Genomic DNA, 15693 nt, shown 5'->3' with positions numbered 1-15693 from the left:
CTCCTTATGGGCTATACATATTGTTGAAGCACGGTTAGATCCTTGCGAATGCTGCCAAACTTGTCTTCCGACTCGCCCTCGTTCTCCACAAGCGCATAACGGACATGCCCCATTGCGCGGATTTGCTCATACACAGCTGCAAAATCAAACCTGCCTGTGCCAAGGTCAACGAAGTCTCCAGGGCCAATATGCTTCTGATAGATTTGAAATGGTTCAAGCCCTTCTTCACTGCCTAGCTGCATAGCTTCCATAATATTAAGCTGGCCGGATAGATTATTGCTTATATCCTTCTGGTGGACAATATCACAACGATCACCAAGCTTCTCTAACACATGAATCGGATCTATACCCGCGCGTACGACCCATGCCATATCGATTTCAAATTTCACATAGGAAGGATCTGTATTTTCCAAAATCAAGTCGAACAGCGTTTGATCACCGACCGCTTTAAACTCATGCGCGTGATTATGCAGATAGAACTGGAACCCGCCATCCTTCATTTTTTTGCCGACACTGTTCATTTGCTCCGCCGCTTTCAGCGTATCCTCACGATCTTTGATCCACACGGATGGGAGCACGATTCGTTGGCAACCGATACCCGCGTAATACTTCATAAGCGAATCCCAGTCATGCGAAATCAATTCTTGCCCTGGCATCGTGCCTTCATGAACCGCTACTGCATTTAGACCAAGCTCACGAAACTTATCTCGAACCGCTTCCATAGGAATTTCATCGATATATCGTGTAAAGGACTTCATATTGAATCCGATAAGCTCAATATTTACATACCCTGCAGCAGCAACCTTCTCCAGCGTTCCAAAGTAATCCTCACCAAGCTCCCTGTATACGGAAAAAATATTAATGCCTGCTTCAATAGTCATTCGGCGAAATACCCCCATCTCGATTGGTTGATTGTGTTCTTATTTATTATGATAGAATACCGGAGACTTTCTTTCTTTCACGTATCCGTCATTCTATTATTGAATTTCCGCACTGTGGCTGTCGGAATGAAAGATTTGCCGCCAACTTTTTGGATAAAAAAAGGGACTGTCTCAAAAGTAGAATTACCTCCACTTGAAACAGACCCTGTTTTTTTTGTTAGAGCTTAGGCAAAACGATGTCTTTCCCTTATCCTACTTATAGCTAGCGAACCTAATAGCCCTTATTTAGAACATTCATCGTGGCTTTAATTGTAACGAACTCTAGAATCGTTATTTCGAGAAAAGTTGCTCATAACCACTTATAAAGCATGCTATATAATACAGTTCGTTAGTGAAATAATCTTGAGATGTTATCCGCTGGACGAGTCCGTTTATAGCCAACCGCATGTCATTCTTTAATAATAAAAAAAAGAAAGCCTCAATGAAACAGGCTTTCTCCACTCACTGATATATGCTGTTTACTGAACTTCCTCTACAAACCGGTTCGTCAGCGAACCCAGCTTCTCGATTTCGATCGTAACCGTATCGCCAGCCTTCAGCCATACCCGCTTCTCTTCCGGGTAGCCGAGTACAACACCCTCAGGCGTTCCAGTAAGAATAATATCGCCTGGCGACAATGTCATATGCTGTGAGACATAGCTTACGATTTCATCACAGCTAAAAACCATATCCGAAGTATTGGACTGCTGACGTACTTCACCGTTAACCGTGCAGCCAATGGACAGATTGTTAGGGTCTGCAATTTCATCTGCAGTGACCAAATAAGGACCGAGCGGGCTGAACTTGTCCAGTGATTTGCCAAGCAGCCACTGCTGCGTGCGCATTTGCAGATCCCTTGCGGACAAGTCGTTGACGCAGCAATAACCGAATACATGCTCCAGCGCCTGCTCCTTCTCGACATACTTTGTTTTCTTGCCGATGACGATAACTAGTTCAGCTTCGTAATCAACCTGACTTGTCACCTTTGTTGGAAGCGGAATATCTTCTCCATGAGCAGCTACGGTGTTATCGAATTTGTTGAACAAAATCGGATACGCAGGAATTGGAGCGTTGGTCTCATGCGCGTGTTTGCGGTAGTTCAGTCCGATGCAAATAATTTTGCCCGGCTCGGTTACACATGGGCCGAATGTAATATCCTCTTCGCGAAATAGGGCAGCAGAATATTGTTCTGAAGCTGCGGAGACTTCCTCCACAAACTGGCTTAACGAACCAAGTGCATCCGAGCCACCTTCGATCACTTCCATAACTGCTGTCGGTACATTCGGCTTATTGTTGATTTTGAGTGCCTCAACGATATCCAAGACGCCACTCGCTAATTTAACTCCTAAATGAGAGCCATTTTCTTTTTGAATGACAAGCAATTTCATAGTTATCTTCCTCTCTTTTGTGGATGATTCATACTGCCGCGTCAGGCATTTTTGCCGAACACGACGCCTCCATCAATATAAAGCGGTGAGCCCATCATAAAGCTCGACTCATCGGATGCAAGAAACAGTGCCGCCTTCGCTACATCTTCCGGACGGCCTAATTCATTGCTGAGCTGCCGTGATTTTAGCGATGCGATGGCAGCCTCTGGGTCCTCGTAAGAGGTGCGTAAATAGTTTTCAACAAACGGCGTCATAATCGTACCCGGCAAAAGTGCATTCACACGAATATTGTACTTAGCATAATCGACCTGCATCGATTTGGTAAGTGCCAGTACCGCTCCTTTGGTTGCTGCATAAGACGCGCGGTTTGCAAGACCCATCTCTGCAATACAGGAAGACATGTTAATAATCGTGCCGCTCGCTCGTTCCATCATATGAGGCAAGACATACTTGGAAGGCAAGTAAACCCCGCGAATATTGACCCGGATCACGCGATCCCAGTCATCCGGCTCCACCTCATGAAGCGCCCCTACACCGCTAATGCCGGCATTATTAAACAGGACGTCAATTCGGCCGTGCGCGGCAAGCGTTTCGCTTACCATGGATTGAACGGAATCTGGATCAGTAACATCCGCATAAACAAACGAAGCCCGCCCCCCTAGGGCGTTGATCTCTTCTACCGTTTCATTTCCTTTATCTGCGTTCAGATCGTTAACCACAACAAACGCGCCTTCCTTGGCGAATAGCAGCGCCGAACTTCTGCCAATGCCTGAACCTGAACCGGTAATGAGGACAATCTTATCCGCTAATCTCATATACTAAGCTCCCTTCTATATTCGAATTCATGCCCCAAAACTAACCACGTGGCTCACAAAATGTTTCTATAGGCTAGGTCCGATACGGTTAATGCTGAATTCTTGATGGCCCAGCGTTTCTGCCTTCGTCCATTTTCCATCCGCTACATCTATGATTTCTTGCCATATTTTCTCTCCTGCCGACTCCAAACTCAGCATGCCGCCCAGCATATCGCTGACGTCGACGTCCATATTATCTTCCATCCGCTCAAACATCCGTTTATTCCCTGTAATTTTGATAACTGGCACGACTGCTGCCCCCGTTGGCGTTCCTCTCCCCGTCGTAAAACAAACGATATGAACGCCCCCCGCTGCCATGCCCGATACACATTCGATATCATTGCCCGGCGAGTCCATGAAGTAGAGTCCGCCCTCCGGTATTTGTTCTGCGTATTCGATAACTCCTTTAATGGGTGCTTTCCCGCATTTGCTAATGCAGCCTAGTGATTTCTCTTCAATCGTAGAAAGACCGCCTTCAATATTGCCAGGACTCGGATTGCCGCCCCGCATGTCAGCGCCCATCCGCTCTACCTCTTTCTCGAAACGGCCGACAATATGATACAGCATATCCGCCGTTTCTGGCGTGGCACAGCGCTGTGCCAGCACATGCTCGGCGCCGATAATTTCGGTCGTCTCGCCGATAACGATTGTTCCGCCTGCTGCGATTAAAGAGTCCGCGGCTTCACCAAGTGCCGGATTCGACGACAAGCCGGAAGTGGCATCGGAGCCGCCGCATTTCACGGCTACCTTGAGTTTTGACAGCGGAACAGGCACTTTCGGCTGACGCTCAAGCTCCACCATCATTTGTTTGGCTAGTTCCGTTCCATGCTGGATCGCTTTCACTGAGCCGCCAACCGACTGGATATCAAATACTTCCACCAGTTTGCCGGTTTTACGAATATCCTCTGCAAGCGCGTAGGGATCCACTACCTCACACCCTAGACTGATGATGATCACTCCGCCTACATTTGGATTTTTGCCAGTTCCCGACAGCACCTCGAAAGTACGTTCCTTGTCCGCTCCGATCTGGCTGCATCCATGCTGATGAGGAATGGCCACAGTACCCGGTACTAGCTGCATGATTCGGTTGCAAACCTGATTGGAACAGATGACCGTTGGAATGATGAGCAGATGATTGCGGATGCCAATATCTCCGTTCGCTCTTTCGTACCCCATAAATGTGCTCATGCTTCCACCTTCCCGGCTATATCGCCTCTGCCGCGTATTCCTTCAATATTGTGGACATGAACATGCTGCCCCACCAAAATGGCCATGCTCGCTCGCCCGATGGTTTCGCCGTATTTCCGCACTTCCTGTCCTTCACTAAGCGCCTTAATCGCCAGCTTATGTCCGAATGGGATAACATCAAGTGCTTTAATTTCATGAATTTCCTCACCATCTCTGTAGCGAATGGTTTCTTCAGCTTCAACATCACGCAGCGCCATCACAACATGATCTCGGTCATCCATAATTAAAGCATCGACGCCATCTGTCATTTGTTGTTTCATTCAGCCACTCCTCCATCTTTTGTTCGTTCATGACTAATCGGTTTACTATCCACTTTTTAATCGTTATCCTTCATAATAATCGAGCATTTAAGATATGAAAATTGCGAGAAAACGCTTAAACATACCCTATTTTGACTATTATTCGGATAGCCATTACACTAGTACCGAACAGCATATTTTTATATCTTCCTCATCAAGGAGGTACCGCCAAAATGAAGCCGATTCGCAAGCAATTTGATGCTGCTGCTTCTTTTCCATTCGAATTCAGCTATCGTGCGGTAAAGGATTCGCATAATGAGCTGCCCAACCACCTGCATGATTGGCATGAAATCGTCTATGTCCATTCGGGAAAAGGCGTGTTTTTTATTGATGGCTCCTTCTATGCCATAGAACCCGGTGATTTATTTCTGCTCCCTGGCAACACCGTCCATCGTGCATTGCCGGATGAAGAAGCTCCGTTGACGGTGAGCGCCATTTATTTTCACGGACGTATCGTTCAATGGGACTCCTTAGGCGATACCTTTTCTTTTGTTCAATGCTTTGAGGAGGCTAACAAGCGGAAGAGCCAGAAGCTCAGTCTGGATACATCCGACCAGCACTTAATAGAAACGATGCTGATTCATATTAACGATGAGTTGACAATGGATAAACCAGGGCGCCGCCATGCTGCCGTCCTTCATCTGCTTCAGCTGCTGCTTCTGCTGAATCGCCAAATACCCGCTCCAACAGCCGAACGGAAACATACCGGTGCGCCGGAGTGGATGAGGCTAACGCTTCGTACAATCGACGAACATCCTTTTGGTGACGTCAGCTTATCCACGCTAACCGCCAAAGCGGCAGTGAATCCATCACATTTTACGCGTGTCTTTAAGCTTCTTACTGGTATGACGCTAACTGAATATGTCACGGCAAAACGGATCAGTCACGCCAAGGAGCTCCTTCTATCCTCGGATGCGCCAATCCATGCGATAGCGAGCGAATGCGGGTTTGAGAGCCTGCCACATTTCCATCGCACATTCAAAAAACTAACAGGAACGACGCCAGCCGGCTACAAACGCAGCAGCCTATCGTCAGACTTTAAATAGGCGCAGCAGGGACTTCATGTTAAGCAGGTTAGCGGATGTATTGATAAATCATCGTACTGTTATCTAAATACAGCTTCAGCTCCTATTTGGTACGATGGGTTCAATTGTTGATAACGAATAGGAGGAAATAAAACATGACAAGTCCATCTAATTTCGGTAGTTTAACGAAAGAACAAATTGATTTTTATAATGAGCAGGGCTATCTTGTGCTTCCAAATCTGCTGTCGGAACAGGATTTAGCGCCCGCCAAAGAAGCGATGAATAAGAAAGTATCCATGATTGCAGATGAGTTAATGCATGCAGGACTTATTAGCGATAAACTGGAGCATCGGCCCTTCAAATATAGGCTCGCGGAGTTGTTTGCGGATTTAACCTCAGAGGAATTTCTGAACTACGGTAGAAGCTGGCGTGATAGACTGCCTGGCTACTTCGATTTAATGAGCAATCCAAAAATTTTGGACGCTGTGGAATCCTTAATCGGGGGAGAGCTTTTTTCCAATCCGGTCTACAACACAAGACCCAAAATTCCGAAAGTTGCTGCTGGAGCAGTGCCTTGGCATCAAGATAAATCATATTGGCCCGATGCCAATTCTAATCCTGTCATAACCGTTTGGATTCCTCTCGTCGATGCGAACGAAGTTAATGGCTGCTTGCATATCAAGCCTAAGACTCATCGCACGAAGCTATTGGAATGGCATAGCGAAAGCCATACAGGTACAGGCTACACGGCGTTGCATGAAAGCCAGCTGGGAAAAACAAAAACTGTCGTCTTGCCCGTTCCAGCTGGAAGCGCGATTCTTTTTAATGACCGTTGTCTGCATATGTCCACCCCCAATGAATCAGACGAGGTGCGCTGGAGCGTAGATTTGCGATATCAACCAACGGATCAAGATCCCATGCCATCCCATGGCGCAGGTTTTCTAGCAAGAAGCTATCTTCACCCTGAAAGAGTAGCCACTCTGGAAGATTGGCTTGCAGAAAAGCCCGAACACAACACATAAAATATATGGGAACTTAGCATTTGTTCAGCCAGAAGAGCGAGATATGCTCTTCTGGCTGTTTATTCTAGAAGCTGCCGAACTTCAGGAATGGCGAAAGCTTAGCCTTATTTTAAAACTGAGTAACTTGACCTGCACTAATTTTAATAGGCTTATCGTCCACGCTTATCCAGACGTCGAGCGCAGAAGGGTTATGAACAATGCTTCTGTCTACTGAGAATCTAAGTCTCTCGAGCGCCTGCATATAGGCTATAATCTCTGCATTCGTAGCATGCCAGATGGTATCGTTATCCTTTAGCAGCTCCCCCGCTTGATCAATAATCTCCCAGTTATCGTCATTGTCAAACTCATAGCTATGGCCCCAAACATAAAGCAAAGACATTCTACTAAACCATTCCTTAAAGTCTTTGAAAATTTCAACTTGTTCTAGCAATTGTTTATGATGACATGTTGGATGCCAACGAAGCGGATCAGCTGGCATATCGAATCTGCCATGGCTGTTCACCGTTCTAGCATATTCAATTCCAAGCGCTGGAAGCATCGCAACGACTTTGTCATTATAAGTTCCAAAAGGATAACTCATTCCACGTACCGGATATTGTACAAGACTCTCCAGCGTCCGCCGATCTTCCAAAATTTCATGTGCTACTTGATCTGGTGGAGAGATTTCTAGAAAAGGGTGACTAACCGTGTGCGCAGATACTTCATGGCCTTGAAAGAGCGTTCTAACCTCTTCCGCTGTAATATATCCCTCGCGCCCAAGAAAACCAGAGTTAAGATGAAAGGTACCTTTGAAGCCATACTGATTTAATTTCGATACGAGCTGCCGGTCTTGAGTGCGCCCATCATCATAGCTGAAGGTCATAGCCTTCGTTCGTCCTTCTGGAAATAACGTGTACTGAACTTTCATCACATTTCGTCCTCTCTTATTCTTTTTGCTCAGCTGGACTATACACACTGCTAAAAGAAAAACCCATCAGTTCGATGGGTCAAGCTTTGTGGATAATTACAGCATACTAGGCTTCAACTGCAAAGTAAGCGCTATATCCTCATTATTCCAGCTTGCACTAATAGTTGCAAGCTCTTTTGTACGTTCGATTTGCGGCTTGAAGCTATCAACTCCTTGTCCTATGCAAAGAGAGAAAAGAAATGCAGCCTCGTTCATTTTTTGAAAATCAATAACCTTCTTTTCACCGGTATGAAGTACAAGGTCGATGCCCAGCAAGTCACCCTTCCTAGTTACTTCCCAGCTCCAGTCTCTGGCTGCCTCACCTGCACTCTGATCATCAAAGGCTGCAAACCAGCTGCGCAGCGATACCAGCGTCTCCCCTATTCGAAGGCTAACACTGCCTTTCTCCACTACGGTGCTGACCTGATCCAAAGCGCCGCCAATTTCCAGACGGAATCGCAAATCTGACGCTTCGATTGAGCCATGAATCATATCCAAATTCGGGTGGGTATCACCGCCATTGACGACAAAATTCACTCCAAACAACAGATGGTTCTCCCGCTGCTCCCCATGAAAAATAGCAGAACAATAATCATAACCATCGTGCAGCGCACGCAGATGCAAGTAAGTCGCCTCGCCACCATTATCAACATAGGCGAGCAAAGTCCTTGTCTGGTTCCACATAATCTCTTTGTTGAAGCTGCCAAGTGTATAGGTCGGCGTCATATAAGTAGTTGCCCACTTCTCTTTACCGTTTCCATTGATCCCGAAGCATTCCCTTATCGTCCGCTGACCGAGCGCAAGGAAACCTTCTACATATTGCTCTGGACATACAGCGCCGCATTTATACCAATCTTCATAATAAGGAAGTTCATCCTCCATATAAAAAGCCAGCTTTCCTTTGGTTGCTAATTGTAGAAAAGCTTTGCTTTGAGGTGTAAGCAGCGTTTTGTAACAACGGCTGTGCGGACCGGACCACTGCCTTGTACCGGCATGAAAATGATCCGCTACACTTTTCCATGCGATGTTCAGCAAGTCGTTTCCAAGCTGCTTTGCATAATCATTGCTCGTTTCCGTTACAATAGCAGACAGCTCCAAAATAGCAACATAAGTGTACGTCGGACTATTATATTCTTGGAACGCCTGCCGAGGCATTGTATAGCTATGCAGCTTTTCCAGTCGTTCCAAACCGTATTTTGCATAATCCTGCCGCTCGAACCATTCACCAGCGATGAGCGTAACGAATGCGCCCATAATTGCAATGTTAGTGTAATGCGGTCCAACATTCCGAATGATAATCGCGTCACAGGCATTACAAATAGCTTGTTTCACCGACTGCCGCAGCGTCTCTGGCAGCCTTGCATCGTGCCTTGAAATGATCAGCACAAGCAGCTTGCCGCAAAAGTCAGCCCAGTTCCAATCAGGAGGGGACATTTGATCAAGCGGCTCCTCATAAAACCAAGACCAGATACCGAATGTATTGCGGCTCCGATCTGTATCCTGCAAGGAAACGATTTGCTCAATGATATCGAAAGCACGCTGCTCATAATGTTCTTTCCCTGTATCCAGCAGACCCAGCGCATAGCTGAGCGAGCTCCGTGTTGAATGGATAAAATCAGCCTGTTTAATGGTCGTATGATAGCCGGGACTACTGAAGGGTGACCTAAGTAAACGGTTTTCTGAATTGTACTGGGAGTCTAGGGAATCAATCAGCTCAATCAACTTGTTTCTGTTATCGAATGAATTATTGGAATTGTCCACTATGTTCATTTCATCCCTCACCTGTAATCAAGTTATCTTCGTTTGCTTGCTCAGAAGTCAGCAAGAGCATAAATTCTGTCAACAGCTGTAAAGTTAAGCCTTGCCCATAAAGTGTCGGATAGATCGGAATCTGATTATAAGCGTCATCGGATGGCATAATAGGTGTTCCGCCCGAGACACCTGCAACTTCACCATTAGAATTAATTAGCGACAGCACTTCAGATAGCGTTCGCTCAGCCGGCTCCAGAAATGAGGCGTCAAGCATACCTGTGTTGACTCCTCTAAGAAAACCGCATGCAATTCCAGCACTTGCCGAGGTTTCTTTATACGTATCCGTGCGATCCAGCACCGTATGCCACAGCCCGTCTGCAGCCTGGCAAGAGCGTAGTGCAGCGGCAAGAGTGGAATATCGTTTGTTAAGCTCTGTTGGTATGGCTGCTAACCCGCTGATTTCACTCACAATCTCGGGTATGCTCATAACGATCCATGCATTGGCGCGAGCCCAACGAACCGCTGATAAATGGTTGCCTGCCTCACAGTTCCAGCCGTGAAATAACAATCCCGAATTCGAATCCTGCAGCAGCTGCAAATGAAGCATGGTCTGCTCTAGTGCCTCTGTAGCCAACTGCTTATCACCCGTCGTTCTCGCCAGCCTAGCTAGAAATAAGACAGCCATAAATACCGTATCTGCCCAAACCTGTTCACGGAACTCGGCAGCCTCCGTAACGGTGTGCTCGAAAGCCCGCTCGCGTGTACGCGGCGCTTCATTCAGCATCCACTGTGCAATTTCCTGTGACTTGGCGAGCAGCCAAGCCTCTCCGGAGCGGCGATATAAGGAAGGAAATACGGCAAAAGGCGCCATTGCATTAATTACTTTCTGAGCATCGGCCTTATGCTTATTCTGCTCTACCCATTTTTCCACGTACTGGATCGCTTCTTCTTGCCCTGACTTCTCACCATAATCCAAAATTGAGATGATACCGACACCAGGAACCCAGTCCCACTGATTCATATCCATGCCCCAATTCCCCTGATGATCATCGGTCATATAACTGTAGATTTTGCTCATCGCCTCTGCAATCTGCCCTGTCATATCAGTTCTCCTCAGTGAATTGATCAATGTCGATGATGCCAATCCATAAGTGCTGCTCCTCATCTGCAAAAGTAAACGACACCTTTTTACTATCGGGACTGAACATGGGGTGGGGATGTCCGGGATGATCTCTCCATAGAGGCAGCTCGCACAGCAGCTTGGAGGTTCGCTTCTCCAAATTGATGAGGACGATTTTGCTTACCTTCATTCCCTCTTCAAACGTATCCGCAACGGCAAAACGCCCATCTGGACTCGGCGCTACATGCCAGTACCTGTAGTCGCCATTGATAGGTTCATGATCTTTGCCCGTTTTTTCAACCCGATATACTCCTGTTGGTTTTAGCGGGCTTTGCGGATACTTGACGAAATACAGATACTCCCCATCTGCTGCCCACATCTCGTGCCCCACATATTCCACATGCTCACCTGTATCCAGCCGCTGCTGGCGAAAAATATTACGTATCTCACGCGTCGTTGTATCCGCAACGTAGATACGATCTGCAATATGGTCTGTCCTGCCCTCATGGGCAAAAAAAACAAGCTGATCATAACGAGGATTAATCATCGAATGATTCGCAATAGGGTAGGGCTCTTTAAACCCCGGTGCAGCAACAACAGAGACCTCACCTGTGAGGACCTCAACAATCCCGACTACCCATTCCTCGCCGCGTTTCCAGTAAGTTCCTATTTTCTTTCCGTCATTTGTGATGGAGAGTGGACCATACACCTCAGTCCCAACCTCCATTCTGCATACGTTGCGAGACAGCATCGTATGCAGATTAAACTCATAAATCGCAGATCCGACATAATAATAGAAATAATCATTTGACGATACAACACCGCATCCCCAGCTGAGGTTTTCTATCAGTGTTTCAACCGCACCCGTCTCTATATCAAAAAGAACATAACGCCCTTTAAAGCTCTCATCTATGTCTGTACAGACCATAATATTGCGGCTGTCTGCCATCCAGGTTTGAGCTGTAAAATAGTTTTGGCCGGTATCCGTACCAGGGTTTCCAACAGCCTGAATAGCGATATTCGTTAAAGGATCCTTCAACTTGCGAATGATCATGCTGCACCCTTCCTCTCCTCTATAGTTCAAACCTCTCCATCTTCTTCTCTCCGCGCCCGCTCTCTGAATTCCGTAGGCGTTAGCCCTGTTATTTTCTTGAATAATCTCACAAAGCTATTCACATTTGTATAGCCTACGCCCTCCGCAATATCGCGTATTTTCTCTTCCGTATCCTTCAGCAGCTGCTTGGCCTTGTTCATGCGCGTCTCCATCAAAAAATCGATAAAATTGCACTCCTGCTGTTCTTTAAACAGCTTGCTGAGATGAGATACGCTCAAATGAAATTCGCTAGCGAGCAAATTAAGCGACAGGTCGCTGCGCATATAATGTTTTTGAATATAGAGCATCACATTGTCAATGACATCATTTCGTTCCCTGTTGCTTCGCTTTTCCTTAATTCGTTCGATGAAGCTCGAGAGTGATTGGATCGTAAAGGCCTCAAGATGGTGCAGCTGCTCATACTGGTTCAACATTTCAACCATGTACTGCTCCGGCAAAATCCCCTCAGGGTCAACGCCAATTTCAACAGCGGCTGTCGCGGCCTTCATCAGACATTGTACAATCAGCTGCATAATCATTTCCGGCGGCACGACATGCTCGGTGAACGATTCAAACCATCTGTGCACTTGCAGCTTCATCCTGTCCGTATCCGATACCTTAACCGAAGCGACAATCCCTTCCGTCATGGCAAATAATCGGTAAAATTGCGGGGATTGCTCGCTAAATACATCCTCTTTCGTAATAATCGAATTGCTCCCCATTACGAGCTTATAGCTCAGTGCCTCGAGCGATTGCTTATAGGAGCGATGAATTTCGTTGACCGTTTCAACAATATCTCCGATGCCAATCGTTATCGTGCGGTTAAAATACTCCTGAACGAAATCCTTCATTAAATCAGCTACTGCGACCGCCCGCATCATATGGCGCTGCGGATCATCTTGATCGCCGAAGCTCATAATGACAGCGCATTTGCCAATGCTCAGTTCCACTGCAATGCCGCGGCTCTCTGCATTCATCAGCTCCTCTGCTACATTGCAGAGCGCATAGGCATAAAGCTGCAAATCCCGCGGCGAGGCAATTTCATGCTTGTTGTCAAATTCAATGCTCATGACGACATAATGCTCTAGATACAAACTAATGCCAAGCATATCCATATAAGGCTGCAGCACTGCAATATTTTTTCGTTTCTCAGAAAGCAATTCAGTGAGCAGCTGCCATTTGATAAGCGGCTTACTCTCAATCACCTGCTTATGCAGCTCTTCCCGATCTTGCAAAATATGCTGTACCGTCGATTCGAAATATTGAAATTCATCTGTGTATTTCCGTGTTGTTCCTTCCTTCGGATGGATCGTCAAATGCCGAGTCATCGCCTGAATAAATCGGTTAACTGGCTTGAAAATCCAACGACCTACCATCGCTGCCGATGCCGTCGCCACCACAAACAATACAATGGCAAGAATAAGCAGGCCATTGCGAATGGCATAAAGCGGCTTCAGAAACTGCGCTTCTGGCACTACCCGAACAATATTCCATCCCGTATAGTCTGACTTCACATAAAAAACAGAGGATGCTGTCCGCTCAACCTGCTCAGAAAAATGGCCGTTCGTTTCCGAAGCATTCAAAATTTGGTTAATATACGGAAATTCACTAATGTCCTTGCCCAGCTTGCTCTGATCTGCATGCAGCACCACAACACCTTCACTATCCATAATGAAGGTCTGTCCTTTATCCATCGCAGCCGTATTGCGAATCAAGCTGTACAGCAGATCCTCCTTAATATTTACGGCGATCGCACCTTCCCGCGTACCTGACGAATGAATAAGCGGATAAGAGCGTACCAGCGTTACAACATTGCGGTATACCGGATATTGCGAGTGATTAAGCTGTACCTTGCGAGTCGACATCCAATTGAAATATCCATCATACTGCTGAAATTCTGGAATCCATGAGAAATCCAGCTTATAATCCTGTTCAGTCAATACATTTCCTGAAACGAGCCGCTGCGTGCCATAGGAATAAAGATCGATGGAAAAGAGATAATCAATACTATTAATCGCATTCGTAATTAGAGTGGATACGCGGAAAGCATTGTTCTTGCTCTCCAAATCGGTCAGCTCATCATTGAAGAACCGTCCCACCTCAGACGTCTTCAGCAGCTGAATTGCCGATTTATCAATATGCTTAAGCGACAGCTCCAGCTTCTGATCCAGCTGTCCTAGCAGTTCCATGTTCGTACTGGTCAACTGCCGCTCCAGCTGTCGGTTGAATACGGAGTACGTCAAAAATGCAGAAGAAAAAACGAGGAAGAACAGCAGCATCGATAGTACTGCAACCGCCTTTACAAGCCGCCGATTTTGTACGAGCTTCATCTCTGTTCCTCCTTCATTTTTGTCTTGTCGCGCAAATGCTTCGAATCTAAAAGAATCTAGAAGCTGGCTTTATTGTCTTCATACCACTTCTGGGCAATCTCTTCTGCTTTTTCACCACCAAGGCGTTTCCATTCCTTGCGAATCTGATCCAGTGCCCATTGACCTGTATATTTGTCTCCTTGGGTTACGGCATTAGCACGTGTTTCCCTAATGAAGGTATCCAGTGTTGAACGGATTTCATTAATTTCATCAAAGCTTGGCTGATATGGAATATCGCGGCGGAACTCATTTTTCAACGCAATATCGAGCGATTCCATATCAAGCTTAGCAATGCGCTGTGACAAATCATCGCTGGCCGCTTGAACAAGCAAATTCTCGGCTTTAAAACCGCTCTCGTCACGCAATACAGCGTATTCTCCTGCATAAATAACTTCTTTTGTAAATTTATCCGGATCAAGACGTTTCGCAACGTCACCTACCATTTCATGATGGACGCCTTCCTCTCCATTCACGAGTGTGAACCAGCCCTTCTCCAAAATCCAATCCAAATACTCCATAGCGGCCTTCGGATTTTTCATATCCTTATTGAAAGTGACATAAAATAGCGGCGAAGCCTCCTGATACGTACCATATTTGCCATGCGGAGTAGCAACCGCTTCCAATGGCTCAGGCTTGGCGTCCGGCACATTAATGAGTAGATCCTTCGTTATAATATCGGTATTACCGAGTCCCCATTGCCCCATATAGATTCCAGCTTTACCTGTTGTCCACAACTGGGTTGCACGCTGATTGTTGCTATCCGTTAAATATTCACGATCAACAAGTCCCAAATCATACAGCTGCTTCTCCAGTTCAATCGCTTCACCAAAACGGTCAAGGGTTGCACCATATACCATTTTCCCATCTTCCACATACCATTGATTGTTCATGGCCGCATATAGAGCAGAGTAAATATCGAATGTCGTATGACCGACTATTGGCGTGCTGTCTGGGTAGCGTTCTTTCATCGCTTTGGCTACAGCAACAAGCTCTTCCACTGTCGTCGGCCTCTCAAGCTTCAATTCGTCGAGCCAATCCTGTCTTATCCACATGCCATGGTTTGCAATGCCGGTAATCGCACGTTTCGTCACTGCCGCATAAACTTCTCCATTGAAAGTAATATAGGGCAGCAAATCCGGATTTTCTTCCAAATATTTTTTGTAGGTCGTGCTGTATTTCTCAATATAATCACCGATCGGTTGAATAACTCCTTGGGTGACCAGCTTGCCAATATATGTCCGGTCATATTCCCACAGCAGGTCCGGCGCTTGTTTCGATGCAATCAATACGTTTAGCGCATCCTGTGCTTGGTTGCGCGGTACAGGTACGATCGTTACATCAATACCCGATTGCTCGCGAATCCATTTTACCCAGCGATTTTCTTCATAGGTACCCTCATCGCTTGACACTGCTCCTCTATCAAACGTGGAAATGCTGACCTTCTTAGGCATCCCATCATAGGGATCTTTCTCGCCTGTAGAGGACTCGTTGGCAGGTTTGTCAGTGGCCTTGTTCGTTGTATTCGTAGAACTGCTGTTTTCCCCACTGTTGGAACATGCCGTTGCCAAGAGTGCCATAATCATAATCAGCATAAGCAACATTTTTCCTTTTTGTATTCTCTTCTGTTTCATACTTGACCTCCTACAAAATAATTTTT

General features: G+C 46.4%; 13 protein-coding genes. 2 read left to right on the top strand and 11 right to left on the bottom strand.

The features are described 5' to 3' along the window. Window positions 1–11: 11 nt before the first annotated feature. From AC1DM9_RS01935 to AC1DM9_RS01915, 5 genes are all read right to left on the bottom strand, one after another. Window positions 12–881, bottom strand: a complete 870-nt coding sequence (locus AC1DM9_RS01935) for a sugar phosphate isomerase/epimerase family protein (protein ID WP_477551341.1) — start codon at window positions 879–881, stop codon at window positions 12–14. Window positions 882–1399: 518 nt separating this feature from the next. After that, the gene (locus AC1DM9_RS01930; protein WP_441884957.1) at window positions 1400–2308 is read right to left on the bottom strand and encodes a fumarylacetoacetate hydrolase family protein; all 909 of its coding nucleotides are present in this window, start codon (window positions 2306–2308) and stop codon (window positions 1400–1402) included. 41 nt (window positions 2309–2349) lie between these two features. Beyond that, window positions 2350–3123, bottom strand: coding sequence for an SDR family NAD(P)-dependent oxidoreductase (locus tag AC1DM9_RS01925; RefSeq protein WP_441884959.1), 774 nt, complete (start codon window positions 3121–3123; stop codon window positions 2350–2352). 66 nt (window positions 3124–3189) lie between these two features. After that, window positions 3190–4350, bottom strand: a complete 1161-nt coding sequence (locus AC1DM9_RS01920) for a UxaA family hydrolase (RefSeq protein WP_441884961.1) — start codon at window positions 4348–4350, stop codon at window positions 3190–3192. After that, window positions 4347–4670, bottom strand: a complete 324-nt coding sequence (locus AC1DM9_RS01915) for a UxaA family hydrolase (RefSeq protein WP_441884963.1) — start codon at window positions 4668–4670, stop codon at window positions 4347–4349. Before AC1DM9_RS01915 ends, AC1DM9_RS01920 begins: the two co-directional genes overlap by 4 nt. Before the next feature lie 212 nt (window positions 4671–4882). Between AC1DM9_RS01915 and AC1DM9_RS01910 the strand changes: the two genes are divergently transcribed. Together AC1DM9_RS01910 and AC1DM9_RS01905 are read left to right on the top strand one after the other, a co-directional pair. Next, window positions 4883–5755: an AraC family transcriptional regulator gene (locus AC1DM9_RS01910; RefSeq protein WP_339204815.1), complete on the top strand. Its 873-nt coding sequence runs from the start codon at window positions 4883–4885 to the stop codon at window positions 5753–5755. 134 nt (window positions 5756–5889) lie between these two features. Further along, window positions 5890–6756 (top strand): phytanoyl-CoA dioxygenase family protein, encoded by an 867-nt coding sequence (locus tag AC1DM9_RS01905; RefSeq protein ID WP_477510863.1) that lies wholly within the window; start codon window positions 5890–5892, stop codon window positions 6754–6756. 109 nt (window positions 6757–6865) lie between these two features. Here AC1DM9_RS01905 and AC1DM9_RS01900 read toward each other — a convergent pair whose 3' ends face one another. The 6 genes from AC1DM9_RS01900 to AC1DM9_RS01875 all read right to left on the bottom strand — a co-directional run bounded on the left by AC1DM9_RS01900 (window position 6866) and on the right by AC1DM9_RS01875 (window position 15667). Next, the gene (locus AC1DM9_RS01900) at window positions 6866–7663 is read right to left on the bottom strand and encodes a polysaccharide deacetylase family protein (RefSeq protein ID WP_441884994.1); all 798 of its coding nucleotides are present in this window, start codon (window positions 7661–7663) and stop codon (window positions 6866–6868) included. 96 nt (window positions 7664–7759) lie between these two features. Continuing rightward, complete coding sequence (locus AC1DM9_RS01895; RefSeq protein ID WP_441884968.1) at window positions 7760–9472, bottom strand: hypothetical protein; 1713 nt, start codon at window positions 9470–9472, stop codon at window positions 7760–7762. Between the two features lies 1 nt (window position 9473). Continuing rightward, the gene (locus AC1DM9_RS01890; protein WP_441884970.1) at window positions 9474–10556 is read right to left on the bottom strand and encodes a glycoside hydrolase family 88/105 protein; all 1083 of its coding nucleotides are present in this window, start codon (window positions 10554–10556) and stop codon (window positions 9474–9476) included. A gap of 1 nt (window position 10557) precedes the next feature. Continuing rightward, window positions 10558–11628 carry a TolB family protein gene (locus AC1DM9_RS01885; RefSeq protein WP_477578218.1) on the bottom strand — a complete coding sequence of 357 codons (1071 nt, stop codon included), beginning with the start codon at window positions 11626–11628 and terminating at the stop codon, window positions 10558–10560. A gap of 26 nt (window positions 11629–11654) precedes the next feature. Then, window positions 11655–13997 (bottom strand): helix-turn-helix domain-containing protein, encoded by a 2343-nt coding sequence (locus AC1DM9_RS01880; protein WP_477578216.1) that lies wholly within the window; start codon window positions 13995–13997, stop codon window positions 11655–11657. A gap of 56 nt (window positions 13998–14053) precedes the next feature. Next, window positions 14054–15667, bottom strand: a complete 1614-nt coding sequence (locus AC1DM9_RS01875) for an extracellular solute-binding protein (protein WP_477578214.1) — start codon at window positions 15665–15667, stop codon at window positions 14054–14056. Window positions 15668–15693 lie beyond the last annotated feature (26 nt).

The organism is Paenibacillus sp. 01T431 (assembly GCF_056398625.1).
Note: the sequence above shows the minus strand (reverse complement) of the source record. Positions and strands in the feature narration are given on the sequence as shown.